Origin of the sequence: Sphingomonas mollis (assembly GCF_016427505.1) — a bacterium.
GTDB classification, from domain to species: Bacteria; Pseudomonadota; Alphaproteobacteria; order Sphingomonadales; family Sphingomonadaceae; genus Sphingomonas; species Sphingomonas mollis.
Genome location: NZ_JAELXS010000001.1, coordinates 518,478 through 544,077, shown reverse-complemented (window position 1 = coordinate 544,077; position 25,600 = coordinate 518,478). Strand labels below are relative to the sequence as shown.

Sequence of the window (25,600 nt, the reverse complement as noted above, 5' to 3'; positions counted from 1 at the left end):
GCCGTGCTCCGCAAACATGATCAGCCGGCGACGAAACACGCCTCGCCCGCGACCCGGAGGCGGCCGCAGAGGTCGGCGGCCTGATTGGCGTTGCCGGCATCGACGCGGAGGCGATAGAGCGTCTTGCCGCCGCGCGCGACCGGCTGCACCGCTTTGGGTAGTGCGGCGAGATAGCCGAAGCGCTTGGCGAAGCGGCCCCATGATTCGTTGGCCACCGCTTCGCTGGGATAGGCGCCCAACTGCACCATCGTTCCCCCCGTCGACTGGCCTTGCCCAGCGGGGCGCGAGGATGTCAGCGGGGCGGCGGCGACCAGCTTGCCGCTGCGGGCCGGCACATCGGCGACCGCATTACGGCTGCCCTCGTCGTCGGTCGCCTTGGCGGCGGGTTGCGCACGGGTGGTGTCGATCGGTGCTTCCGGTACGGCGCCGAGATCGATCGCGCCGGTGCCGGCCGCCTTGCCGGCACTGGTGGCGATGGCGCTGTCGCCCTCACCCTCCACCTTCAGGCCGCCCGGTTCCTCCGGCCGCACCTTGTAGGCGGTGGTGGCGGCGGGGATCAGCTGGCCGGTGCCCGATGCCTCACGCCCGCGAAAGGTCAGGACGGCGAGGACGATGCCGGCCAACACGGCGAGACCGACCAGCACCAGCGCGATGATGCGGATGATCGGCGCGGAGGATTCTTCGTCCTCCGCATCCACCGTTTCCAGCCAGGGAAGCCGGTCTTCGTTGCGGATATGCCTGTCGTCGGCCATCAATTCATCTCCGAAACGGCTTCGACGCCCATGATCGCCAGACCGTTGCGGATAATCTGCCCTACGCCGGCCGCCAAGAAAAGCCGTGCCCGCGTGGCATCCGCATCCTCGACCACCAGAAAGCGACGATCGGGGCGATCGTTGCCGACGTTCCACAGCGCGTGAAAGGCGCCGGCCAGGTCATAGAGATAGAAAGCGATCCGATGCGGTTCGCGCGTCGATGCGGCGGTTTCGACCATGCGCGGGAACTGGGCGAGCAGCTTGACCAGCCCCAGTTCCTCCGTCCCGAGGCGGGACAGGTCGGCCTCGCCCGCCGCGATCCCCGCCTCTGCGGCGCGGCGGTGGAGCGAGGCGATGCGGGCATGCGCATACTGGACGTAGAAGACGGGATTGTCCTTGGATGCCTCGACCACCTTGGCGAAATCGAAATCCATCTGCGCGTCGGCGCGGCGCGTCAGCATGGTGAAGCGGACGACGTCGCGCCCGACCTCGCGGACGACATCGGCGAGCGTCACGAAATTGCCCGACCGCTTCGACATCTTCACCGGCTCGCCGGCGCGGAGCAGGCGAACCATCTGGATCAGCTTCACGTCGAAGCGCGTCTTGCCGCCGGTCAGCGCCGCGACGGCCGCGACGATCCGCTTGACGGTGCCGGCATGGTCGGCGCCCCAGATATCGATCAGCTGATCGGCGCCCTGCGCCTTTTGATAGTGATAGGCGAGGTCGGCGCCGAAATAGGTCCACTGGCCGTTCGACTTCCTGATCGGACGATCCTGATCGTCGCCATATTGCGTCGAGCGGAACAAGGGGAGCTCGACCGGCTCCCAATCGTCGGGCGTTTCGCCCTTGGGCTCTTCCAGCACGCCGTCATAGACCAGATCGCGGGCGCGCAGTTCCGCCTCGGCCGCCTGGGGCTTGCCGGCCGCCTGCAACTCGGCCTCGGACGAGAACAGGTCGTGGTGGATGCCGAGCAGGGCGAGATCGTCGCGGATGAGGACGAGCATCGCCGCCACTGCCCGCGTGCGGAACAGGGGCAGCCATTCAGCTTCGGGCGCGGTGACGTAGCGATCGCCGTATTCGGCCGCCAGCGCCTGACCCACCGGCACCAGATAGTCGCCGGGGTACAGCCCCTCAGGGATCGTCACGGTCTCGCCCAGCGCCTCGCGATAGCGGACATGCGCCGAGCGGCCGAGGACGTCGACCTGACCGCCGGCGTCGTTGACGTAATATTCGCGGATCACCTTGTTGCCGGCGAATTCGAGCAGGTTGGCGAGTGCGTCGCCGACCACCGCGCCGCGGCAATGGCCCATGTGCATCGGCCCGGTCGGGTTGGCCGACACATATTCGATGTTGACGGTGATGCCCTCACCCGTCGTCGAGCGGCCATAATCGGCGCCGGCGGCATGGACGGTGGCGAGTTCGGCACGCCAGCTGTCGTCGGTCAGCATCATGTTGATGAATCCGGGACCGGCCACATCGACGCGGGCGACATCGTCCAGCTTCGTCAGTTCGGCGGCCAGTCGCTCCGCCAGATCGCGCGGCTTCACGCCGGCGGGCTTGGCCAGCACCATCGCGGCGTTCGTCGCCAGATCGCCATGGCTGGCGTCGCGCGGCGGTTCCACCGTCACGTTGCGGCGGTCCAGGCCGGCCGGCAGCACGCCCGCCGTCGTCAACGTGTCGAGCGCCGCATCGATATGCGCGGCGAAGCGGGTATAAAGCGTCATGGCTGTTCCGGATGATCGAAAGCGGGGCATCTAGCGGTAAAGGCGACGCGGCTCAAATGCGGATGCATCCTGTGCAATCGCGATCCCGGACCTTTGCAATTGTCAGCCATGCTGCACCGCAATATTTGTGTGTCCAACGACATAAAGAGGACCTGATCGGGCGCCACGCCCTTCCAGCGAGGAACACGATCATGCGTACTGCTATTTTCCTGACCGCTTCCGCCATCATCTTCACCGCCGCCACGCCGGTGTCGGCCGCCGAGGGCGAGCAGAGCTTCCAGCACGAGGGTTACACCTACGTGTACAAGACATCCGACGACCATGGCCGCAAGGTCATCAGCGGTCACCGCCTGCCGGGCAACGCACCGTTTCATCTGGTGGTGAAGGACGGCCGCGTCACCGGCACGTCGGGCAACACCAACGTCGCATTCCGCACGGCGGAAGCTCGCGGCGCTGCCGGCGGCATGGCTGCCACCGGCCGCTAAGCGTTCGACATCCTGACGAAAAGGGCCTTCCCGGCATCGTGCCGGGGAGGCCCTTTTCGTATCTGGCCCACGCCGGAGGGAGGCGGTCAGAAGCCTTCGGGCAGGTCGATCGGTCCGATCAGTTCACGATAGCGGGCGATGGCGTAGCGATCAGTCATGCCGGCGACGAAATCCGCGATATGACGGCTGCGCGCTGGCTCCTGATCGGGCAAGCGATCGCGCCATTCGATCGGAATGGTGTCGGCCTGCGTGGCATAGACGGCGAACAACCCGGTGACGATGCGATGCGCCGCCTCGGCCGCCTCCAGCTGGCGAGGGTGGTGATAGAGATTGGCGTACATGAAGCGCTTCAGGTCACGCTCCTCGATCCGGAGCGCATCGGAGAAGCCGACCAGCGCCCTGCCCGCCTGCCGCACATCATCGGCACTCGTCACGCCGCTGTCGGCGATCCGCCGTTGCGTTTCGGCAATCAGGTCGGTCACCATCTCGCCTATCTGGCTGCGGATCAGCTCGCGGGCCAGCCGGGTTTCATCGACGGTCGGAAAGCGCGCGCGGACCGCGACCCAGGTCCGCGCTACCAGCGGCTGCGCCATCAACTGGTCGAGCGTCAGCAGGCCGGCGCGCAAGCCATCGTCGATGTCGTGATTGTCATAGGCGATGTCGTCGGCGATCGCCGCCACCTGTGCCTCCAGCGAGGACCAGCCCGCCAGATCGAGCGGGAACGCCGTATCCGCCGCCACCAGTGCCCAGCCGGGGTGGCGAACCGGGCCGTTATGCTTGGCCAGCCCCTCCAGCGTCTCCCAGCTGAGGTTCAGACCGTTCCATAATGGATAGGGCCGCTCGATCTCGGTCAGGGTGCGCAGCGTATGGCCATTATGGTCGAAGCCGCCCGCGGTGGCCATCGCCGCCTTCAACGCATCCTCGCCGGCATGGCCGAACGGCGGATGGCCGATATCGTGCGCGAGGCACAGGGCCTCGGTCAGGTCCTCGTTCAGGCCGAGCGCACGAGCGATGGCGCGACCGATCTGCGCGACCTCGATGCTATGCGTCAGCCGGACGCGGAAATGGTCGCCATCGGGTGCCATGAACACCTGCGTCTTGTGGCGCAGACGGCGGAAACTGATCGAGTGGATCACCCGGTCGCGATCGCGCTGGAACGCGTCGCGGGGACCACGCACGCCGTCCCCCTCCTCGGCGTGCAATCGGCCGCGACTGAATGCCGGGTCTGCGGCGTAGGGCGCGCGGACGATCATGGCGGGCGTCGTCGTCACTTGCCCGGCAGACGGGCGACCTGCTGACCCGCCTCGGTCGTGACGGGGAAGCCCGCCACGCCCTTTTTCGCGAGCTGATTGACGAAGGCGCGGGCCTCGGCATCGGTCTTGAACGGACCGGTCAGGACGCGATTGGTGGCGCGGAACGGCAGCGTATAGCCACCGCGCGTGCCCAGCACCGCCGGCGCCTTTGCCTTGGCACCGGTCCATGCCTTGGCGAGATCGCCTTCGTTCGCACCGCTGGCCACCTGCACCCAGACGCGGGCGGGATTGGCGCGGGCGGCCTTCTTCTCGGCCGCAGCTTTATCGGCCAGCACCTTGGTCTCGGCGGTCTTTTTCTTTTCGGCCAGCGCGACGCGAGCGGCGGCGCGGCGTTCGGCGGGCGTCTGCGCCGCCGCTTCTTCCTTTGCCGCCGCGGCAGCCTTGCGGGCAGCGGCACGGCGACCGGCAGCCGTCTTGGGCACGGGTTCGGCGTCCGCCGTTTCCAGTACCGTCTCTTCCCTGGCGGCAGCGGCAGCCTTGCGCGCGGCGGCGCGGCGACCGGCGGCGGTCTTCGGCTCCGCTTCGACGTCGGCGACGGCCGCGAGCGCGGCCTCTTCCCTGGCGGCAGCGGCAGCCTTGCGGGCGGCGGCACGGCGGCCGGCGGCGGTCTTCGGGACGGGCTCCACTTCGGCCACGACCGGTCGACGGCCAGCGCGGGTTGGTGTGACGTCGTCGGCCTTGGCATCGCCGGTCAGTTTGGCGGCGACGACGCGGCGGACCTGCGTATCACGCGCCTCCTTGGCCGATGCCTCGGCGACGACGCGGCGACCCGCGTCGGAGGTGGGTGCCGCGGCCACATTGGTCACGGCGCGCGGGGGTTCGACGACGCCGAGTTCGGACGCGGGGATCGACAGGCTGGCGACGATCCGCGCGAGCACCGAATCGGCGCGCTGGGTTGCCGCGCTGGACTGGACGGGGGCGACGCGATCGACGGTACGAGGAGTGACCGTCGTCGCGGCGGCGACCTCGACGGGGCGTGACACGGGTTGTTGCGGCACCGGCTGCACGACGGCGCGCGGGGCGGCCATGACGATGGCCGGTGTCGCGGGGACTGGAGTGGGAGTGGCGACGACCGGCGCGACCGTTACCGGCGCTGCCGCCACCTGCGTGACGTTCGTCGCCGGTTGCGCGGTAACGACCGGGGCAGCCGTGGCGGCGGGTCGGGTGCTGCGCGTGTCGCGCGACCGGGTATCCCGACGGCGATCGACCACGGGTGTCACCGCGGCCACCTGTACCGGCGGCGCGACGGTATCGGGGACGAACGCCGGCAGCGCGGGGATCAGCTTCGCGTCCGCCAGGCGCTCGGGGGTGGGATAGATTTCACCGAAATGCACCGCGAAGGCGCGGTCGATCGGCGAGAGCGTCGGCAGCCGCTGGAAAAAGGCGGTCAGGCCCTGCGCCATGCCGGCCGGCATCATCGTCGTGGCGATCTTGGCGGCGGCGGCAGTGTCGCCGTTCATGGCCAGCACGAAAGCCTGTGCCCGCCAGCCGGCGCGATCCTGTTTCCGGACCAGCGGATCGAGCTGTTGCAGCGCTTGCGCCTGTCGACCGGAAATGCCCAGCGACAGCGCATAGCGGCGGACCGTCTCGTCATCGCTGCCATTGGCCAGCGCGATGCGATAATCGCGCTGCGCCCGGTCCTGCTGGCCGATCAGATCATAGGCTAGGCCACGATCAGCGGCGAAGCGGCTGGGCGACAGGCCAGCTTTCTCCGCCTGATCGAAGAAGCGCAGCGCTTCGCCCGGCCGTTCCGACCGGACAAGAATAGACCCCATGCCGGCCTTCACCCGCGCGTTGCGGGGATCGATCTTGTCGGCACGGGCGAACAACGACGCGGCGGCGCTGAGATCGCCCAGCTTGATCGACAGTTCGCCCGCCTGCGCCAGCGCATCTACATCGCGCGGATTGGCGGCGATCTGACGCATCTGGGTGGCGAGCAGGTCAGCGTCGGTCAGGCCGAGCGGCTGGACCACTTCCTGCGCAAGTAGCGGCGGGGCGGCGGCGGCCATCGCCAGGATGACGGCAAGGGCGGAGGAGATCGGCAGTTTCATGAGACCTCGATCGCTACAGCCGAACGGAGCTGAACCGGCAATGTCCGGCATCCGGCCCCGCGACGAAGCGGGGGGTGCGGGCGGCGAATGACGTTACGCGACGACGGACGGATCGATCGCCATCGACAAGCCCCACGCCGATCGGTGTTCGGCGTGGGGCTTGTCGATTCCGGCGATGGAACCGTTACTGATTGTTCTGGCGGTGCAGGAAACGTGGGATATCGAGCGGCTCGGCCGGCTTGTCGTCATCCTCACGTGCCGCACCGCGCGCCGCGTTGGACATCCGCTCGAACAGCGTACCGCCCAGCTTCACGCGCGGGACAGCGGCCGGTTCGGCGGCAGCCGGCACATCGTTGCCCGGTGCGATCCAGCGGCGGCGTGTGCCGCCCTCGTCGGCGGCCGGCATCGGCACGCCCAGCGTCGGCGCGGCGGCCGTCGCCGGCGCGGGGGTCGGCGCTGGAACCGGCACGGCGTCGGCATAGCGGGGAACCACGGGTGCGGCGGGCGGCGGCGCCGGCGGCGTCACGATCGTGTCGGCACCCAGGACCAGTTCGTCGCCATCACTCGCCGAGTCGGCTGGTGCGGCAGCGGCGGCGGGCGGTGCGGCCGGCGTCGGCGCGGGTGCGGGCGTCGGCAGAGCGGCGGCAGGTTCGGTGCTGGGACGGAAGGACGGCGTTTCGTCCGAACGGCGCGGGCCACCGAAGCTGAAGCTGGTCGACGTGCCGGCCGGGGCGGCGGGGGCCATCGGCCGCTCGATCGCCTCTATACCGGTGGCGACCACGGACACGCGAATCTTGCCTTCCAGATCGGGATTGAACGCCGAACCCCAGATGATGTTGGCATCGGGATCGACCAGATCGCGAATGTGGTTGGCGGCTTCGTCGACTTCGAGCAGGCGCATGTCGTCGCCGCCGGTGATCGAGATGATGACACCCTTGGCCCCCTGCATCGACACGCCGTCGAGCAGCGGATTGGCGATCGCCTTCTGCGCGGCTTCCAGCGCGCGGTTGTCGCCGGACGCCTCGCCGGTGCCCATCATCGCCTTGCCCATCTCCTGCATCACCGAGCGGACGTCGGCGAAGTCGAGGTTGATGAGGCCGGGCATGACCATCAGGTCGGTGATGCCGCGAACGCCCTGTTGCAGGACCTCGTCGGCCATCTCGAACGCTTCCTTGAACGTCGTGTTGGCGTTGGCGATCAGGAACAGGTTCTGGTTGGGGATGACGATCAGCGTATCGACGTACTTCTGCAGCTCCTCGATCCCGCCCTCGGCGGACTTGGCGCGGCGATTGCCCTCGAACGCGAACGGCTTGGTGACGACGCCGACGGTCAGGATACCCATGTCGCGGGCCGCCTTGGCGATCACCGGCGCGGCACCGGTGCCCGTGCCGCCGCCCATGCCGGCGGCGATGAAGCACATGTGCGCGCCTTCGAGCAGCTTGGCGAGCTGGTCGATCGTCTCCTCGGCGGCGGCGCGGCCGATTTCGGGGCGGCTGCCCGCACCCAGCCCCTGCGTGATCTTGGCGCCCAACTGAATGCGGTGCGGTGCGGTGGACGACTTCAGCGCCTGCGCGTCGGTGTTGGTGACCAGGAAGTCGACGCCCTGCACATCGGCACGCATCATGTTGGCGATCGCGTTGCCGCCGGCGCCGCCCACGCCGATCACCGCGATACGCGGGGTCAGCTCATCCACCTCGGGTGCCAGGAATTCGATGCTCATCGCCAATATGTCTCCGCCGTACCCGAAATCATGATGCGCCTGTCCGGGACCTTAAGAACTCTTTTACCCGACATGGCGCGCGCCGCCAGCCGAAAAGCGCGTCGTCAATAGTTCGCGCGCGCCGCCTGGATCAACTTGCGGAACAGACCCATGCCCTTGCTGGGTCGATGCACGGTCTGCCCGGCCGGCGCCACCGCCCGCAGATCGATCGGATCGGTTGCCGCGTAAAAGGCCAGGCCGGCCAGTGTTGCAAAGGCGGGACCGCCATGGGCCTCCGGCAGGCCGGTCAATCCACGCGGCCGGCCGAGCCGTACCGAGCGGCCGAGCGCCTGTTGCGCGTAATCGGCCACACCCTTCAATTCGGCACCGCCGCCGGTCAGCACCACCTGACGACCCACCGGCCCTTCGAACTTCAACTGGGTCAGCGCCTTTCGCACCTCGCCCATCTGGTGTTCCAGCCGCTGCCGGATCACGCCGATCAGCTGCGCCTTGGTGATCTGCATGCCGGCGTGCTCGTCATCCTCGGCGGCGATCGGCATGACCGGGATCATGTCGTGATTGTCGCGCGGCGAGGCGTTGGCCGAACCGTGGAAGCACTTCATCCGCTCCGCCTGCTGCCGGCGCGTGCCGAAGGCGGAGGCGATATCGTCGGTGATATCCGCCGCGCCCATCGGCAGCGAGCACAGGCCGACCAGCATGCCGCCGGCGAACAGCGAGACGTTGGTGATCCCTGCCCCCATCTCGACCAGGGCGACGCCCAGTTCGCGCTCCTCCTCGCTCAGGCAGGCAAGGCCGGTGGCGACGGGCGAGGCGATGATCGACTTCACTTCCAGATGCGCGGAACGGACGCACAGGTCGAGGTTGCGCACGGGCGATCCATCCGCCGCGACGACATGGATGTGGACGCCCAGCCGGTCGGCGTGGAGACCCAGCGGCTTCTTCACGCCGGTCAGCCCATCGAGCGTGTAGAGCGCGGGCTGTGCGTGCAGCACCATGCGGCCCTGCGGATCGATCGACTGGCGACCCGCGGCCAGCAGCGCGTCGATATCGCCCTGCTCCACGCGGTGGCCGCCCAGTTCGAATTCGACCTCGGCGACGTCGGACACCAGCCCGCCGGCGGAGAAGCCGACCCAGACATTCTCGATATTGAGGCCAGCGATGCGTTCGGCCTGCTCCACCGCTTCGCGGACCGCCGCCTCGGTCGCGGCCATGTCGGCGATGTAGCCGCGCTTGACGCCGCGGCTTTCGCGCTGGCCGGTGCCGAGCACGATCAATTCGCCGCCGTCACCGCGCGTCGCGATCATCGCGGACACCTTGGACGAGCCGATGTCGAGCGCGGTAATCAGTCCCTCGGGTGCTACCTTGGCCATGTCTCTGTCCCCCCAACGTGCATCACCCGGCGTCCACCCCCACCGGTTCCGCTACACCACCCGCATCCGACGGATCGGCCAATGCGTGATTCTGGTCGATACCGGGCTTGCGTGCAACCAGCTTCGCCGGATCGCGCATATCGAAGCGCAGCCAGCCGCGCCCCAGCAGCGGCCGCGCACCGTCCAGTTCCGCAAACCGAACCAGCGCCCGCGGTGCGCCCTCTTCGGGGAGCGCGAGCACTTCGCCGCTTTCGAACGTCAGGTCCCAGCGGCGATTGCCGATCCACGTTGCCGCCTTGATCCGCGGTTTGAGCGCGGGTGCGGCGGCGAGCAGCGCCTGATAATTCGCTTCCTGTCGATCGGCGCCGGGGCCGATCACCAGCGGCAACGCCGGGATCGCATCGGGCCGCACCGGTTCGAGCAGCACGCCCTGCGCATCGATCAGCGTCAGTTCGCCGCGATCCTGCCACACCGCCGCCGGCGTGCGTTCGACGATATCGATCAGCAACGTATCGGGCAGCCGTCGTGACACGTGCGCATCGGCGATCCAGCCATAGCGCAACAAATTCTGCCGCACCGATTCCAGATCGACGAGCGGCATCGCCCGGCTCTGCTGATCGAGCGCGACGGCATAGACGGACATGCGGTCCATCCGTTTCAGCCCGGTGATCTCGATCTGCTGGACCCGGAACCCCGCCTGCCCGGCAGTCTCCGCCAGCGCCGCGCCGATCATGCCGGGGATGCCGATCCACGTCGCCGCCACGACGACCGACACGCCCGCGATACCGGTGATCGTCCATGTCACGGCGCGACGAAGCGTCTCCTCGCTGACGGGCAGACGCGCGACGATCCGGTCGATCATCGATACCTTTTTCACCGGCTGCTTGCGCCGGGGAGCGGGCCGCTTGGGCGGGGTGCCGCGCTTGATCGTCCGGCTCATCCCGATATGACCTTCCGGTCGGCCATCGCCTCGTCGACGATCGCCTGCACCAGTTGCGGATAGCTCATGCCGATGTGCCGCGCCTGTTCGGGGACGAGGCTGAGCGGGGTCATGCCGGGCTGGGTATTCACTTCGAGCAGGAACAGGCCATCGACGCCGCGTTCGTCGTCCCAGCGGAAATCGGAGCGGCTGGCGCCCTTGCAACCGAGCAGCCGGTGCGCCTCCAGCGCCAGTGCCTTGCAGGCATCGGCGATGTCATCGGGGATGTGTGCCGGACAGACATGCTCGGTCAGGCCGTCGGTGTATTTCGCGTCGAAATCATACCAGCCGTTCTTCGGGATCAGTTCGGTGACGCCCAGCGCGCGGTTGCCCAGCACCGCCGTCGTCAGTTCGCGACCGCGAATGTATGGCTCGGCGAGCAATTCCTCGAATTCCTGCCACGGACCCGTCGCGTCGGGAGCGATCGGATCGCCGTAATTGCCGTCCGCCGTCACGATCGCGACGCCGACCGACGAACCTTCGTTGACGGGTTTCAGCACATAGGGACGTGGCAGCGGGTCGCGTTCGAACAGGTCGGCGGACTGCACGATACGGCCGCCGGGCATCGGCACGCCGTTCGGCACCAGCGCCTGCTTCGTCAGCACCTTGTCGATCGCGATGACCGAGGTGGCGAGGCCGGAATGCGTATAGGTGACGCCCATCAGGTCCATCAGGCCCTGCACGCTGCCATCCTCGCCTGGGGTGCCGTGCAGCGCGTTGAAGACGAGATCGGGCTTCGTGTCGGCGAGGCGCGCGGCGACGTCGCGGTCCATGTCGATGCGGGTGACGCGGTGGCCGAGCGATTCCAGCGCGTCGGCGACGCCCGCGCCCGATTGCAGCGAGACGGACCGTTCGGCCGACCAGCCGCCCATCAGGACGGCGATGTGAAGGGTCTGAATATCGCTCATCACTTCAATCCCACCCGCTGGATTTCCCATTCCAGTGTCACGCCCGATTGCGCCTTCACGCGTTCGCGGACTTCCTCGCCCAGCGCCTCGATCTCGGCGGAAGAGGCACTGCCGAGGTTCAGCAGGAAATTACAGTGTTTTTCCGACACCTGCGCATCGCCGCGGGTCAGACCGCGACAGCCGGCGGCGTCGATCAGCGCCCATGCCTTGTGGCCGGGCGGGTTCTTGAAGGTCGACCCGCCTGTGCGGCTGCGCAGCGGCTGCGATGCCTCGCGCTCGGCGGCGATGCGATCCATCTCGGCACCGATCGCGGCGGGATCGCCGGGGGTGCCACGGAAGGTCGCCTCGATCACGATCGCGCCATCGGGCAGGTCGGAATGACGGTAGGTGTAGCCCAGTTGATCCACCGTCATCGGCTTCACGGTGCCGTCGCGCAGCACCACGACGCAGGCGATCAGCACGTCGGCGACCTCACGACCATAGGCGCCACCGTTCATCCGCACGAAGCCGCCGACGGTGCCGGGGATCGAGCGCAGGAACTCCACCCCGGCGATGCCGGCGTCACGCGCGGTGGAGGCGACGAGGATGCCGGACGTGCCGCCGCCACAGGTCATGGTGACGCCGTCATCCGCCGTGCGGGCGAAGGCGAAGGGCTTGCCGAGCCGTACGGTGACGCCGGGCATCCCGCCATCGCGAACGATCAGGTTCGATCCCAGCCCCAGCGGCCAGACCGGCAGCGCCGGATCGAGCGCGGCGAGGAAAGCGGAGAGGTCATCGACATCCGCCGGCTCGAACAGCCAGTCGGCCGGGCCGCCGGTCTTGAACCAGACGAGCGGCGCCAGCGGCGCGGACCGGGTCAGCCGGCCGCGCACCTGGGGCATCGTCGGGGACAGATCGGCGGCGGCCGTCACCATGGGCCGACGCCCCATAGTCGCGTCCATGCCTGCCACGCGGCCAGATTGGCTTCGGCCGCCTTGCGCGATGCCTCCTGCGCCTTCACCAGCGCGTCGCCATTGTCGACCGCCTGCTGGCCCATGTTCAGCGCCTGTTTCTGCGCGTCGAGCATCTGCTTTTGCAGGTCCATCGATGCTTTCAGCCAGTCGTTCATCGGCCCGATCCTCTTTTCGCCTCGATCGCCGGCGCGAGCGACGCCGCCCATTTGGTGATGTCGCCGGCCCCCAGACAGACGATCATATCATGGGCCTCGATCGTCGTCGCGAGTTCGTCGGCCAGCGCATCGGCATCCGCCACCACGCCAGCATGGCGGTGGCCGCGTCGTTTCAGGCCCGCGACGAGTGCCTCGGCATCGACGCCGTCGATCGGCTCCTCACCCGCGGCGTAGACCGGCGTCACCAGCACGCGATCGGCGTCGTTGAACGCGGTCTGAAAGTCCTCCATCAGATTGCCGAGCCGCGTGAAACGATGCGGCTGCACGACCGCGATCACGCGGCCCTGCGCGCCTTCGCGGGCGGCGGCGAGCACGGCGCGGATTTCGACGGGGTGATGGCCATAATCGTCGATGATGGTGGCACCGGCCACCTCACCCACCTTGGTGAAGCGCCGCTTCACGCCGCCGAATTTGGCGAAACCGTTCTGGATGGTCGCGTCGTCGATGCCCATTTCCAGTGCGACGCCGATCGCGGCCAGCGCGTTCTGGACATTGTGACGGCCGGGCATCGGCATCTCGATCCCCTCGATCGAACGCGTCGCGCCATCGCGGCCCCGCACGATGCATTCGAAGCGGTTGCCGCCCGGTATCGGCGTCACGTTGACGCCGCGCACGTCCGCCTGCGCGGAGAAACCATAGGTCACGACCCGGCGATCGCGGACACGTGGCAGGATGTTCTGCACCTCGGGATGGTCGAGGCACAACAGTGCGGCGCCATAGAAGGGCACGTTCTCGACGAATTCGACGAACGCATCCTTCACCGCATCGAACGATCCGTAATGATCGAGATGTTCGGGATCGATGTTGGTCACGACCGCGATCGTGCCGTCGAGGCGCAGGAAGCTGCCGTCGCTCTCGTCCGCCTCCACGACCATCCAGTCGCTGGCCCCGAGCCGGGCGTTGGAGCCATAGCTGTTGATGATGCCGCCGTTGATGACGGTGGGATCGACGCCACCGGCATCGAGCAGCGCGGCGACCATCGACGTCGTCGTGGTCTTGCCATGCGTGCCGGCTACCGCGACGGTGGATTTCAGGCGCATCAGTTCGGCCAGCATCTCTGCCCGGCGGACGACGGGCACGCGGCGTTCCAGCGCCGCCTCGACCTCTGGATTCGAACGCACGATCGCGGTCGAGACGACGACGACGGCGGCATCGCCGATATTGGCCGCATTGTGTCCGATCGCGACGGGGATGCCCTTGTCGCGCAGGCCCTGCACGACATAGCCCTCCGCCACGTCGGAACCCTGCACGGCATAACCGAGATTCTTCATCACCTCGGCGATGCCGGACATGCCGATGCCGCCGATGCCGACGAAGTGGATCGTGCCGATGTCGGTTGCGACACCCCTCATGCGTAAGCGGCCTTTGGCTGGCGGGTCGTTACCGGCAGACGGGCGCGCGGGGCGTCCAGGCTTTCGACCAGATCGGCGAGGTCGCTGACCGCATAGGGGCGACCGATGCTGCGCGCGCGGCCGGCGGCGTTTTCGAGGGCGGCGGGGTCGAGACCCAGTTTCTGCATCTGCTTGGCGAGTTCCACGGCGGTGAATTTCTGTTGCGGGATCGTGCGGGCGCCGCCGACATCGGTCATCTCGCGCGCATTGACAGTTTGATGATCGTCGGTCGCGGACGGCAGCGGCACAAGGATCGCGGGCCGCCCCGCGGCGGTCAGTTCGGCGATGGTCGAGGCGCCGGCGCGACCGATGACCAGATGCGCCCAGGCCAGTTGTTCGGGCATGTCGGGCAGGTATGTCGCCAGTTCGGCCGCGATCTGGTGTTCGGCATATTGCGCGCGGGCGGCGTCGATATCCTCGATCCGTGCCTGATGCGTCACCTGCAAGCGGCGGCGGAAGGTCGGCGGCAGCATCGCGAGGCCATCGGGCACCACCTGGCTGAGGACGCTGGCGCCCTGGCTGCCGCCGGTCACCAGCACGCGGAAGATGCCGTCCTCCTCCAGCAGCGGATAGGGGCGCGTGCGCAGCGCCAGTACCGCCTCACGCACCGGATTACCGACGAGGTGGGTCTTGGCGATCAGCTTTTCGGGCAGGCGCTCGGTGCGTTCGTACGACGTCGCGATCGCATCGACGCGGCGGGCGACGAGGCGGTTGACGCGGCCCAGCACCGCATTCTGCTCATGCACTGCGGTCGGAATCTTGTGCGCAAAGGCCGCGAGCAATGCGGGCATCGCCGGATAGCCGCCGAAGCCGATCACCGCGGCCGGCCGGAACGTCTTGTACAGTTCGCGCGCCATCGCCCGGCCGCGCCACATCTCGCGCAACGCCCTGGCATAGCCGAGCGGACCGCCGGCGAACCGGCCGGCCGGCAGGACATGGGTCTGAACACCGTCGAACAGTTCCGGAAAGCGCACGCCGCGCGCGTCGGATACCAGCGCGACGTGATGCCCGCGCTTCATCAGTTCGGCCGCCAGCGCCGCCGCCGGGACCATGTGACCGCCGGTGCCGCCGGCCGCCAATACGTAATGCTTCGTCATTCGCCGCTCCAGCGGACCACATAAGGCGACCGCGTCAGGAACGGATTGCGCCGGGTGAACGCCAGCAGCAAGCCCATGCCCACCGACAGCGCGATCATCGACGACCCGCCATAGCTGATGAAGGGCAACGTCATGCCCTTTGACGGGGCCATGCCGGTATTGACCGCCATCGACACCAGCGCCTGCATCCCGAACTGGGTGGCGAGGCCGGAGGCGGCGAGCAGCTTGAATTCGTCCTGTTCGTCCAGCAGCTTGACGAATACACGAACGACGATCGCCAAGAAGATGACCGCTATCACGGCGCAGGCGATCAGGCCGAATTCCTCACCGATCACCGAGAAGATGTAATCGGTATGCGCCTCGGGCAGGCCGAACTTCACAGAGCCGCCGCCCGGCCCGGTGCCGGTCCAGCCGCCCGCCGTCAGCGTGCGATGCGCGGCGTCGACCTGAAAATGGTCCGCCGCGCCTTCGCCTTCGATGCCCGGAAACAGGAACGCGTCGATCCGCTGGCGAGCGGTGCCATAGAACAGATACGCCGCCACCAGTCCGGCCGGGACCATCGCGGCCAGACCGACCAGCACCTTCGTCGGCGTGCCGGCGATCATCAACAACGCCATCCAGACCGAACAGAAGACCACCGTCTGGCCGAAATCGGGCTGCATCATCAGGACGAAGGCGATGCCGGCGGTGATGGTGCCGGTCATCAGCACGGTCGGCAGTTCCTGATCCTTGGCCTTCAGCGACAGCAGCCACGCGATCGTGACGATGAACAGCGGCTTCAGAAATTCCGATGGCTGGAACTGGGCGAAGCCATAGCCGATCCAGCGTTTCGCCCCGTTCACCTCGACCCCGATCAGCGGTGTGAGCGCGAGCAGGAGCGTGAATAGCCCCGCCCCCATGACCGCGAACCGCCGCGCCACCGTGACGGGCAGCATCGACACGCCGAACAGCACGGGCAGCGACACGCCGACCCACATCAGCTGACGCCAGAAGTAATAGAGCGGCGCGATCTTGTGCTTGTCGCCCGAATAGCGAACCGCCGAGGCGGGGCTGGCGGCCGCCACCGCGATCAGGCCGATCGCGATCAGGAACAGCGTCAGCAGCAGGAGCATCCGGTCGATGTCCCAGAACCACGTGCCGAGCGGCGATCGATCGCCACGCCCGCCGCGCCGCTTCACCTGCGCCATCAAGCGCGCGCCCTTGCCGTCGCCGGCCCGCATATCCGTCATGTCAGCGCCTCCACCGCCGCGCGGAACGCGGCCCCCCGCTCCTCATAATCGCGGAACTGATCGAAGCTAGCACAGGCTGGCGACAGGAGAACCACCTCGCCCGGTTTCGCCTGCGACGCGGCGCTGGCGACGGCGGCGGCGAGCGTGCCAGCTTGTTCGACCGGCATGTGGGGAGCGAGGACGGTGGCGAAACGCGGTCCCGCCTCGCCGATGGTGTACACCTTCACGACATGGCCGAACGAGGGCGCGCAGGCGTCGAGATCGTCGCCCTTGGCGCGTCCGCCGACGATCCAGTGGACTCGGGGGTAGGCGGCGAGCGCCGGGGCGGCGCTTTCGGGGTTGGTCGCCTTGGAATCATCGACATAGGCGACCCCGCCGACGCTGCCGATCTGTTCCATCCGGTGCGGCAGGCCGCGGAAGCTGGCGAGACCCCGGTCGATATCGACCTCCGCGATCCCCAGCGCCTGTGCGACGGCGATAGCGGCGAGCGCGTTCTGGGCGTTGTGCGGCCCTTGCAGCGACGGCCAGCCGCGCTGGTCCATGCAGACGCCCGGCGCAATCTTCGTCAGATGTTCGCCGCGAGCGGATAACGACCGCGCGATCGCTGCCGAGGGGGCGTCGCCGATGCCGATCACCGCGTCGTGCGTCGCCGACTGCATCGCGAACAGCCGGGCCTTCGAGGCGGCATAGCCGTCGAACCCGTCATAGCGATCGAGATGATCGGGCGTGATGTTCAACAACACCGCAACGTCGCAATCGAGACTTTGCGTCAGGTCGATCTGATAGCTCGACAGTTCCAGCACATAGACGCCACCATCCGGCAGCGGCTCCGCACCCAGGATCGGCAGGCCGATATTGCCGCCCATCAGCGTCGGCAGGCCGGCGGTGTCGCAGAGATGCTTGATGAGCGCGGTCGTGGTCGACTTGCCGTTGGTGCCCGTGATGCCGACGACCTTGTGCGGCGGCAGGTCGGCACGCGCTTCGGCGAACAGTTCGATGTCGCCGATGACGGGTACGCCCGCGGCGCGGGCGGCGGCGACGAGCGGGTGGGTGTTGAGGGGGACGCCGGGCGAGACGACCAGACCGGCGGCACCGTCCAGACGCAGGTCGGCGAGATCGTGAATGATGACCCCGTCGATCGCCGCTGCCCGCTCACGCGCGGCGGGGTCCGTATCCCATGCCACGACATGCGCGCCGGCCGATGCCAGCGCCGCGACCGTCGCCAGCCCCGAACGTGCCAGCCCCAGCACGGCATAGCGCTTGCCGCTCCAGGCGGAGGCGACGATCACCGCAGCTTCAACGTCGAAAGGCCGGCGAGCGCCAGCACGAACGCGATGATCCAGAAGCGGATGACGACGGTCGGCTCGCTCCAGCCGAGCTGTTCGAAATGATGGTGGATCGGCGCCATCTTGAACACGCGGCGGCCGGTGCGCTTGTAGAAGAAGACCTGGATGATGACGCTCATCGCCTCGACTACGAACAGGCCGCCGATGATGCCCAGCACGATCTCGTGATGCGCGACCACCGCGATGGTGCCGAGCGCGCCGCCCAGCGCGAGGCTGCCGGTGTCGCCCATGAAGACGGCAGCCGGCGGGGCGTTGAACCACAGGAAGGCAAGGCCCGCGCCAACGACGGCGCCGCAGAAGATCGCGAGTTCGCCGGCACCCGGCACATGCTGGATACCCAGATACTCGGCGAATTTCACGTTACCGGCCAGATACACGATCACCATGAACGCGACGCTGGCGATGATCACCGGCATGGTGGCGAGGCCGTCCAGTCCATCGGTCAGGTTCACCGCATTGCCGAACGCGACGATGGTGAAGGCGGCGAACAGCGGGTAGAAATACCAGAGTTCGATATACATGCGGTTGGTGAAGGGCAGGTACAGGCCCGTGCCGTTCTGGCGCATGATGATCCAGGCCGCGATGCCGGCGATGATGAATTCCAGTAACAGGCGCACCCGCCCCGGCACGCCGGCGGTGGTGGCTTTGCGCACCTTGTCGTAATCGTCGAGGAAGCCGATCGCGCCGAACCCCAGCGTCACGAACAGGCACGCCCAGACATAGGGGTTGGATATATCCATCCACAACAGGATCGCCAGCGACATCGCGGTCAGGATCATCAGCCCGCCCATGGTCGGTGTGCCGCGCTTGGCCAGATGCGTCTGCGGCCCGTCGGCACGGATCGGCTGACCCTTGCCCTGGCGTACGCGCAGCCAGCCGATGAATTTCGGACCGATGATGAGGCCGATGAACAGCGCCGTCGCCACCGCCGCACCGGTGCGGAACGACTGATAGCGGATGAGGTTGAGCAGCCCCTGGAAACCCAGATGCTCGGCGATCCAGTACAACATTATCCGCCCTTCAGACCCGCGATCACGCGCGCCAGCCCGACCCCGTTGGAACCCTTGACCAGCACCGCGTCACCGGGGGCGATCAGGGCGCGCAACCGATCGAGCGCCATCGAAGCGTCGGGCACATGGACGATTGCGACCCGGCCCTCAAGCCTTTCCGCGAGAGGCCGCATCGCTTCACCGACCAGGATGGCCGTTTCGACGCGGGCGTCCTCGACCGGGCCGGCGAGATCGGCGTGATAGTCGGCCGACGCCTCGCCCAGTTCGCGCATTTCGCCCAGCACCGCGACATGGCGACCGGGTTCATGCGCCAACACCGCCAGCGTCGCTCGCATCGATGCGGGATTGGCGTTGTAGCTTTCGTCGATCACCAGCGCGTCGCCGGCCGTCACGAAGCGGGCGCCCCGACCGGGCAAGCCACCCAGCTCCGCCAGCGCCAGTCCCGCCATCGCCAGATCGCCGCCGACCGCATCGACCGCCGCCAGCACGGCGAGCGCATTCGATACCCAATGGGCGCCGGGCTGCGACAGGGTGAAGCTCAGTTCGCGGTCGCCGATCCGCGCGGTCACGAAGCTGCCGCCGCTTTTCACACGCACTGCCTCGATCGCGCGGACGTCGGCGGCCGGATCGCTGCCGAACGTCACGATCCGCTCCGCATGGGGTCGCGCCGCGGCGATCAGCCGGTCGCGATGCGGGCTGTCGTACGGGATGATCGCCACCCCGCCCGGTTCGAGGCCACGGAAAATCTCGCCCTTGGCATCCGCGATCGCGCTTTCGTCGGGGAAGAAGGCGGTATGCGCCGGTGCGATGGCGGTGACGACGGCGACGTGCGGTCGGACCAGCGTCGTCAGATGGGCCAGTTCGCCCGGGTGGTTCATGCCCATCTCGAACACCGCCGCATGGGTATCGGCCGGCATCCGGGCGAGACTGAGCGGTACACCGGTGTGGTTGTTGTAGCTTTTGACCGATCGATGCGCCTGCCCGCGCCAGATGCGATCGAGGCAGGCGTACAGCGCTTCCTTCGCGCTCGTTTTGCCGACCGAGCCGGTGACGCCGATCACCCTGGCTGCCGTGCGGGCGCGCGATGCGCGCGCCAGGTCTTCCAGCGCGGCGAAGGTATCGGCGACGCGGACATGCGGTCCGTCACATACATCCGATACGATCGCGCCGGTGGCCCCTTGCGCGAAGGCCTGCGTCAGGAACCGGTGGCCGTCTGTCGCTTCGCCGGTCAGCGCGATGAACAGGTCGCCCGGTCCGACTTCGCGACTGTCGAACGCGACACCCGTTGCCGTGAAATCAACGGAGGCGCGACCGCCGGTAGCAGCGGCGATCGCGGCCGACGTCCACAAGCTCATCCGTCCGCCCCGTACCGCAGGCCGAGTTTGGGGCGTTCGGGGGCGGGGACGTTGCGCGTTTTCGGTGAGACTGTCTTGGCCGGCATCACCAGCTTGCGGTCTTTGGGGGATCGGAACCAGTCGGCGGTGACCGACAGACCTTCAAACTCATCGGCCGCCTCGATCGCGGACCAATTCAACCCTGCCCTCATCCAACGCACTCCCGTGCTACGGCGACATCATCGAACGGCAGCACCATGTCGCCGACGATCTGTCCCTGTTCATGCCCCTTGCCGGCAATCAGAACGATGTCCGCCGGCCCCGCATCGCGGATCGCGGCGGCGATGGCGGTGCGGCGGTCGCCGATCTCGATCGCGTCGGGTGCGCCCTTCAGCACCGCCCGCCGGATGACCGACGCGTCCTCGCCACGCGGATTATCGTCGGTGACGATCACCCGGTCGGCCTGCGCCGCCGCCACCTGCCCCATCGGTTCGCGCTTGCCGGTATCGCGGTCGCCACCGGCGCCGAATACCACGATCAACTGCCCGGCGGCATGGGGCTTCAGCGCCGCGATGGCCGCTTCCAGCGCATCGGGGGTATGGGCGTAATCGACATAGATCGGCGCCCCGGATTTCGCGATGGCGGCGCGTTCCAGCCGCCCGCGTACCGGTTGCAACCGGGCCAGCGCCTGCAAGGTCGGTACGACCGGTCCGCCGGTCGCGATCACCAGGCCGGCCGCGACGAGCGCGTTGGCGGCCTGATACGCGCCGATCAGCGGCAGTTCGATGCGGTGCGTGGCGCCTTCCGCCTCGATCGTCAGCCCTTGTCCCAACAGGCTCGGTTCCCGACCGACGAGGCGCAGCGTGCTGCCGCGCGTGCCGACGGTGATGAGGCGGTTGCCGCGTTCGCGCGCCAGATCGACGACGCGAGCCGATTCCGGATCGTCGGCCCAGACGACGGCGGTGCCGTCCGGCGACAGCACTTCGGAGAACAAGCGCATCTTGGCGGTCAGATACGCCGCCATGTCGCCGTGATAGTCCAGGTGATCGCGACTGAGGTTGGTGAACGCCGCCGCACCGACCGTCAGCCCCTCGGTCCGGTATTGCGTCAGACCGTGGCTGGATGCCTCGAAGGCCAGATGCGTCACGCCCTCGCGGGCCAGCCCGGCGACGTTGGACAGGAACGTCACGACATCGGGCGTCGTCAGCCCGGTCGTCACCCGTTCGTCGGCCGTGGTGACGCCGAGCGTACCGATCGACGCCGCGTGATGACCGGTCATCCGCCATAGCTGGCGGACCATCTCGACCGTCGATGTCTTGCCGTTGGTGCCGGTCACCGCCACCACGGTATCGGGAAACGGACCGAAGAAGCGGGCGGCGGCGCGGGCGAAGGCGGCGCGGGGTTCGTCATCCACGATGTGGACAGCGCCCTTGACCACCGCTTCGGGCCGGGCGACCACCGCGATCGCCCCGGCGCGGATGGCATCGGCGATGAAGTCCTCGCCGTTCACGCGTGCCCCGCGAAAGGCGCCGAAGATGGTGCCCGGCGCAACCTTGCGATGATCGATCGCGAAGCCGGTGACAGCCGCGTCCTCGTTGCCACCGGTCAGCTGGCCGAGCCTCATCGCGCGCCGCTCATTGGCCGGTCGCCGGTCGGCGGCTGGGATCGTCCCACAGGGTCGGCGTGATATCCGACACGTCGATATCGCGCGCCTCGTCGGGAACCACGCCCAGGATCGCCCCGACCCGCGAAATCGTGCGCCCGACGACGGGGGCGGCGTTCCACGCGGCGGTCTTCCACCCGGAAGTCTCCTTCGTGCCCAGCGGCGAATCGAGCATGGCGAGCACGACGTAACGGGGCGCATCCATCGGGAATGCCGCCGCGAAGGTCGCGACGTTGCGCGAACGGTCATAGCCACCCGCCACCGCCGCCTCGGCCGTGCCGGTCTTGCCGCCGACGCGGTATCCCGGCGCCTCGCCCTTGCGACCGGTGCCGCGCTGGACGATCAGGCGCAGCATCTGCCGCATCCGAGCACTCGTCTGTTCGCTGATGACGCGGCGGCCGGCGGCGGCATGACCCGGTTCGACCTTCAGCAACGTCGCCGGCCGCCAGATCCCGCCATTGACGAGCGTGGCATAGGCGTTGGCGAGATGCAGCGGCGTCACCGCGATGCCGTGGCCGTAGGCGGTGGTCATCGTCGTGGTACGCGCCCAGTATTTCGGCCACAGCGGGCCGCCCTTTTCGCGCAGTTCGATATCGGGCTTGGTATCGAAACCGAGCTTCCTGAACATCGCCTGCATCCGCTGCGGCCCGACCTCGTCGGCGACGCGGGCGGTGGCGATGTTGGACGAATAGATCAGCGTTTCCGCCATGTTCAGCCAGCGCTTCGGGTCGCCGCGCTCGTCATGGATCGTATAGCCGCCGACCTTTAGCGGGTGGGTCGCGTCGAAGCGGCGTGCGAAGGAGGTGACGACGCCGGTATCCATCGCCGTCGCCATCGTGATCGGCTTGAAGGTGGAGCCAAGTTCGAACACGCTCTGGGTGGTGATGTTGCGCAGTTCCTCGCTGCCGGCCATGCCGACGCGGTTGGGATTGAACGTCGGCAGCGACACCATGGCGATCACCTCGCCCGTCGCGACATCCAGGACGATGCCACCCGCGCCACGCGCCGAGAAGGTGGTCATCGCGCGGCCGAGTTCGCTCTCCATCGCCGCCTGCACGCGAGTATCGATCGACAGGGCGACCGGCTGGCCGGCGGTGGCGGGGTTGGTCAGGCGTTCGTCGAGCACGCGCTCCATACCGCTCATGCCGTGGCCATCGGTCGACAGGAAGCCGAGCGCATGCGCGGCCATCGACGATTGCGGATACAGGCGCTGCGTTTCGCGCGCGAAGACGATCGCCGGCTCGCCCAGCGCATTGACCTGCTCGACCAGGGCGGGCGAGGCGCGGCGTTGCAGATAGGTGAACGAGACGTCCTTGGTCAGCTGGCCATAGAACCAGGCCTGATCGCCGCGATCGGGCATCAGCGCGGCCAGCTTCGATGCCAGCTCCATCTTGTCGCCCATCAGGTCGCGCGGATGCACCGCGATCGTCCAGGCATCGATCGTCCGGGCGAGCGGCGCGCCATTGCGATCGACGATGTCGCCCCGCCCCGCCAGCGTCGCGACACGGGCCTGCGCCTCCGCACCCGAAAACATCGCCAGCACCGCCAGCCGCCCGAGTACCAGCACCACCGCCATGGCGAACAGCAGCATCAGCATCATCAGCCGCGTGTGGGCGGTCGCCACCAGTTGATGGCGCTGCTTGGCGTTACCGCGTTGCGCGATCGGCCGGGCGACGAGGGCGGTCAACGCTTGCGACCCGCCTCGGCGCGTGCGCCCGACAGGATGTCGCCGAGCGTGGTGTCGGACAGCAGCTTGCGATCGAGCAGCGCGACCGCTTCCGGCCGCACCTTCGCCACCGCGGCGACGGCGGCGCGGCGGGCGACCGACATCTCCGTGCTGCGCGTGGGTGCGATCGCGACCGTGGCGATCGCCCGCTGGACGGCGGGGGCGGCAACGGGCGGCGGGGTATTGGCGGCGACGAGCGTCATCGCGGCGGGCTGTGCCGGGGCAGCACCGGCGGGCACGACCAGCGCGGCGGTCCGAACCGTGGCCCCGCCCATCGGCGCGGTCACGTCGAGCGAGGCGAGCTGCGCCTCGTCGCTGACGAACTGGCCGGCGGTGGGCGCCGACAGGGCCAGCGTGTCACCGTTCCACTTTTCCAGCTGGGCCAGATTCGCGCGCGTGTCGAACTCGGTCTCCAGCGCGCGGATATCACGCTCGGCGACCGTGATGCGGCGGTTGACCTGTTCGAGCTTCTTGCGCTCGCCCGCGACCTGCAGCGAGACGAGGTAGAAGCCGAGCACGATCGCGACGCACCCGCCGAACCAGCCGATCCCCCTTAGTCTGTACGCCGCCGTCATACGCTCACCTCCACATGCCCAAGGTCGTCCTGCCACGCCGGCGCCGCCGTCCGCCGTGCCGTCCGCAATGTCGCGGAGCGGGCGCGCGGGTTCGCGGCCACCTCCGCCTCGCCGGCGCGGACACCGCGGCCGACCAGTTCGAAACTCGGTGCCGGACCCTGAATGGCCTGCGGCAGATGACGCGATGCTGAAGGCGCACCGCCCGACCGATCGCGCAGAAACCGCTTCACCATGCGATCCTCCAGGCTGTGGAACGTCACCACCGCCAGCCGGCCACCCGGTTTCAACACGCGTTCCGCCGCGGCGAGACCATCGGCCAGTTCGCCCAGTTCGCGGTTCACATGGATGCGGATCGCCTGGAAGGTCCGCGTCGCCGGGTCCTTCTTGTCGTGCGGCTTGTAGCCCAGCGCGCGACGGACGATCGAGGCCAGTTCGCCGGTCCGGGTCAACGGTCGCGCCGCGACGATGGCGCGGGCGATCCGCCGCGATTTGGGCTCGTCGCCATACCGATAGATGACGTCGGCGATCAGCGCTTCATCGGCCTCGTTGCAGAACTCGGCCGCGCTCATGCCGGCCTGCGCCATGCGCATGTCGAGTGGTCCATCGGACTGGAACGAAAAGCCGCGATCCGCCTGATCCAGCTGCATCGACGACACGCCGATATCCATCGTTACGCCATCGACCGGCCCGGCGCCGATTCCGTCCAGCGCCGACTCCATCGCCGAGAAATCGGCATGGATCAGCGTCAGCCCGTCGATCGCGGCAGCTTCACCGGCGGCGATCGCATCGGGATCGCGATCGAACGCGATCACCCGCGCGCCGCTGGTCAGGATGGCACGGGTATAACCGCCGGCACCGAAGGTCGCATCGACCATCACCTCACCCGAAGCGGGAGCGAGCGCGGCGACGACTTCGGTCATCAGCACGGGGACATGCGGGGCGCTCACAGCGCGATTCCCTTCGACTGCATATAGAAGCGTGCCATTTCCTTGACGACGACAGGCATATCCTCGGTCGCGATCAGGGTCTGGGGATCCCAGATTTCGATATAGTCGAGCACGCCATAGAAGAACGCATGCTCGCCGATGCCGGCATAGAAACGGGGGAACGCCGGCATGATGAAGCGACCGGAACCGTCGAACGGCACCGCTTCGCCCGCCGCGGCGCGACGCTTGATATTGTAGTCGTACTCACCGTCCGCGCTGGTATTTTCCGCCTCGCGACGATCCAGCCGCTCGGCCAGGATGTCGAGATAGCCCGAATCATAGGCGACGAGGCAGCGGTTCTTCTGGTGGGCGCCGATGATGATCGTGCCGCCGGTCTTGCCATCCGCCTTGGGCGCATTGGCGGCGAGCGTGGCGCGAAGTGCGGAGGGGATAGCAACCCGGCCCTTGTCGTCGACAAGGCCAATGCCGTCTCCCTGATACCGCCCCCTGTTCAACACGCCAAACTCCACCCCGGCACACACGACTCTCCGGCCTCGGACCGCGACCATCGCCACGATCCGGATGCCCAACGCATTCGGAGAGTCTGCCCCTGAAGTAACCTGGGTGTACCAGCGACCCCCGTGGCTAGCAACGGGATTTTTGGGGATTTGTGGGGATAATCCCCCTCATTTGACGGTCTGGACGGGATAGCCGGGCTTATACAATTCGTTGCGGGAACCCCGATACGCGGCGGTCATGTATTCGACCGCTGCGGGGATGCATCGACAGCCCCAAACGCCTGCATCGATACACAGGCAGCGATGGAGGAGAGA

23 protein-coding genes are annotated in these 25,600 nt (G+C 68.0%); 1 reads left to right on the top strand and 22 read right to left on the bottom strand.

The window, feature by feature from the left end; translation table 11 throughout:
- Positions 1-20 precede the first annotated feature (20 nt).
- Positions 21-752: an SPOR domain-containing protein gene (locus JAO74_RS02455; protein ID WP_199034651.1), complete on the bottom strand. Its 732-nt coding sequence runs from the start codon at positions 750-752 to the stop codon at positions 21-23.
- A complete protein-coding gene (gene argS, locus JAO74_RS02450) occupies positions 752-2,476 on the bottom strand; it encodes an arginine--tRNA ligase (protein WP_199034649.1) in 1,725 nt (574 codons plus the stop codon). The genes JAO74_RS02455 and argS overlap by 1 nt, the downstream gene beginning before the upstream one ends.
- Positions 2,477-2,667: 191 nt before the next feature.
- On the opposite strand from argS, the gene JAO74_RS02445 reads away from it, so the two are divergent.
- Positions 2,668-2,961: a hypothetical protein gene (locus tag JAO74_RS02445; RefSeq protein WP_233150558.1), complete on the top strand. Its 294-nt coding sequence runs from the start codon at positions 2,668-2,670 to the stop codon at positions 2,959-2,961.
- 86 nt (positions 2,962-3,047) lie between these two features.
- Here the strand turns inward: JAO74_RS02445 and JAO74_RS02440 are convergent, their stop codons facing one another.
- From JAO74_RS02440 to JAO74_RS02345, 20 genes are all read right to left on the bottom strand, one after another.
- Positions 3,048-4,214: a deoxyguanosinetriphosphate triphosphohydrolase gene (locus JAO74_RS02440; protein WP_199034647.1), complete on the bottom strand. Its 1,167-nt coding sequence runs from the start codon at positions 4,212-4,214 to the stop codon at positions 3,048-3,050.
- 14 nt (positions 4,215-4,228) lie between these two features.
- Positions 4,229-6,325, bottom strand: coding sequence for an SPOR domain-containing protein (locus tag JAO74_RS02435; RefSeq protein WP_199034645.1), 2,097 nt, complete (start codon positions 6,323-6,325; stop codon positions 4,229-4,231).
- 184 nt (positions 6,326-6,509) lie between these two features.
- The gene (gene ftsZ, locus JAO74_RS02430; protein ID WP_199034644.1) at positions 6,510-8,045 is read right to left on the bottom strand and encodes a cell division protein FtsZ; all 1,536 of its coding nucleotides are present in this window, start codon (positions 8,043-8,045) and stop codon (positions 6,510-6,512) included.
- A 104-nt stretch (positions 8,046-8,149) separates the two neighbouring features.
- Positions 8,150-9,415 (bottom strand): cell division protein FtsA, encoded by a 1,266-nt coding sequence (ftsA, locus tag JAO74_RS02425; RefSeq protein ID WP_199034643.1) that lies wholly within the window; start codon positions 9,413-9,415, stop codon positions 8,150-8,152.
- Positions 9,416-9,437: 22 nt separating this feature from the next.
- The gene (locus tag JAO74_RS02420; RefSeq protein WP_199034642.1) at positions 9,438-10,355 is read right to left on the bottom strand and encodes a cell division protein FtsQ/DivIB; all 918 of its coding nucleotides are present in this window, start codon (positions 10,353-10,355) and stop codon (positions 9,438-9,440) included.
- On the bottom strand, positions 10,352-11,302 hold the full coding sequence (locus JAO74_RS02415; RefSeq protein WP_199034641.1) for a D-alanine--D-alanine ligase: 951 nt from the start codon (positions 11,300-11,302) through the stop codon (positions 10,352-10,354). The genes JAO74_RS02420 and JAO74_RS02415 overlap by 4 nt, the downstream gene beginning before the upstream one ends.
- Positions 11,302-12,216 (bottom strand): UDP-N-acetylmuramate dehydrogenase, encoded by a 915-nt coding sequence (murB, locus tag JAO74_RS02410; RefSeq protein WP_233150557.1) that lies wholly within the window; start codon positions 12,214-12,216, stop codon positions 11,302-11,304. The genes JAO74_RS02415 and murB overlap by 1 nt, the downstream gene beginning before the upstream one ends.
- Positions 12,210-12,410, bottom strand: coding sequence for a hypothetical protein (locus JAO74_RS02405; protein WP_056525113.1), 201 nt, complete (start codon positions 12,408-12,410; stop codon positions 12,210-12,212). The genes murB and JAO74_RS02405 overlap by 7 nt, the downstream gene beginning before the upstream one ends.
- The gene (gene murC / locus JAO74_RS02400; protein ID WP_199034640.1) at positions 12,407-13,822 is read right to left on the bottom strand and encodes a UDP-N-acetylmuramate--L-alanine ligase; all 1,416 of its coding nucleotides are present in this window, start codon (positions 13,820-13,822) and stop codon (positions 12,407-12,409) included. The genes JAO74_RS02405 and murC overlap by 4 nt, the downstream gene beginning before the upstream one ends.
- Positions 13,819-14,958 (bottom strand): undecaprenyldiphospho-muramoylpentapeptide beta-N-acetylglucosaminyltransferase, encoded by a 1,140-nt coding sequence (gene murG, locus JAO74_RS02395; RefSeq protein ID WP_199034639.1) that lies wholly within the window; start codon positions 14,956-14,958, stop codon positions 13,819-13,821. The genes murC and murG overlap by 4 nt, the downstream gene beginning before the upstream one ends.
- On the bottom strand, positions 14,955-16,187 hold the full coding sequence (locus JAO74_RS02390) for an FtsW/RodA/SpoVE family cell cycle protein (RefSeq protein ID WP_233150556.1): 1,233 nt from the start codon (positions 16,185-16,187) through the stop codon (positions 14,955-14,957). The genes murG and JAO74_RS02390 overlap by 4 nt, the downstream gene beginning before the upstream one ends.
- Positions 16,184-17,476: a UDP-N-acetylmuramoyl-L-alanine--D-glutamate ligase gene (gene murD, locus JAO74_RS02385; RefSeq protein WP_199034638.1), complete on the bottom strand. Its 1,293-nt coding sequence runs from the start codon at positions 17,474-17,476 to the stop codon at positions 16,184-16,186. The genes JAO74_RS02390 and murD overlap by 4 nt, the downstream gene beginning before the upstream one ends.
- A complete protein-coding gene (gene mraY, locus JAO74_RS02380) occupies positions 17,473-18,543 on the bottom strand; it encodes a phospho-N-acetylmuramoyl-pentapeptide-transferase (protein ID WP_199034636.1) in 1,071 nt (356 codons plus the stop codon). The genes murD and mraY overlap by 4 nt, the downstream gene beginning before the upstream one ends.
- Positions 18,543-19,898 carry a UDP-N-acetylmuramoyl-tripeptide--D-alanyl-D-alanine ligase gene (locus JAO74_RS02375; protein WP_199034634.1) on the bottom strand — a complete coding sequence of 452 codons (1,356 nt, stop codon included), beginning with the start codon at positions 19,896-19,898 and terminating at the stop codon, positions 18,543-18,545. Before JAO74_RS02375 ends, mraY begins: the two co-directional genes overlap by 1 nt.
- The gene (locus tag JAO74_RS02370; protein ID WP_199034632.1) at positions 19,895-20,089 is read right to left on the bottom strand and encodes a hypothetical protein; all 195 of its coding nucleotides are present in this window, start codon (positions 20,087-20,089) and stop codon (positions 19,895-19,897) included. The genes JAO74_RS02375 and JAO74_RS02370 overlap by 4 nt, the downstream gene beginning before the upstream one ends.
- A complete protein-coding gene (locus JAO74_RS02365; protein ID WP_199034630.1) occupies positions 20,086-21,501 on the bottom strand; it encodes a UDP-N-acetylmuramoyl-L-alanyl-D-glutamate--2,6-diaminopimelate ligase in 1,416 nt (471 codons plus the stop codon). Before JAO74_RS02365 ends, JAO74_RS02370 begins: the two co-directional genes overlap by 4 nt.
- 10 nt (positions 21,502-21,511) lie before the next feature.
- Positions 21,512-23,227 (bottom strand): peptidoglycan D,D-transpeptidase FtsI family protein, encoded by a 1,716-nt coding sequence (locus tag JAO74_RS02360; RefSeq protein WP_199034628.1) that lies wholly within the window; start codon positions 23,225-23,227, stop codon positions 21,512-21,514.
- Complete coding sequence (locus JAO74_RS02355; RefSeq protein ID WP_199034626.1) at positions 23,224-23,841, bottom strand: hypothetical protein; 618 nt, start codon at positions 23,839-23,841, stop codon at positions 23,224-23,226. The genes JAO74_RS02360 and JAO74_RS02355 overlap by 4 nt, the downstream gene beginning before the upstream one ends.
- Positions 23,838-24,788: a 16S rRNA (cytosine(1402)-N(4))-methyltransferase RsmH gene (rsmH, locus tag JAO74_RS02350; protein ID WP_416194270.1), complete on the bottom strand. Its 951-nt coding sequence runs from the start codon at positions 24,786-24,788 to the stop codon at positions 23,838-23,840. The genes JAO74_RS02355 and rsmH overlap by 4 nt, the downstream gene beginning before the upstream one ends.
- Complete coding sequence (locus JAO74_RS02345) at positions 24,785-25,285, bottom strand: division/cell wall cluster transcriptional repressor MraZ (protein ID WP_199034624.1); 501 nt, start codon at positions 25,283-25,285, stop codon at positions 24,785-24,787. The genes rsmH and JAO74_RS02345 overlap by 4 nt, the downstream gene beginning before the upstream one ends.
- Between the last annotated feature and the right edge of the window lie 315 nt (positions 25,286-25,600).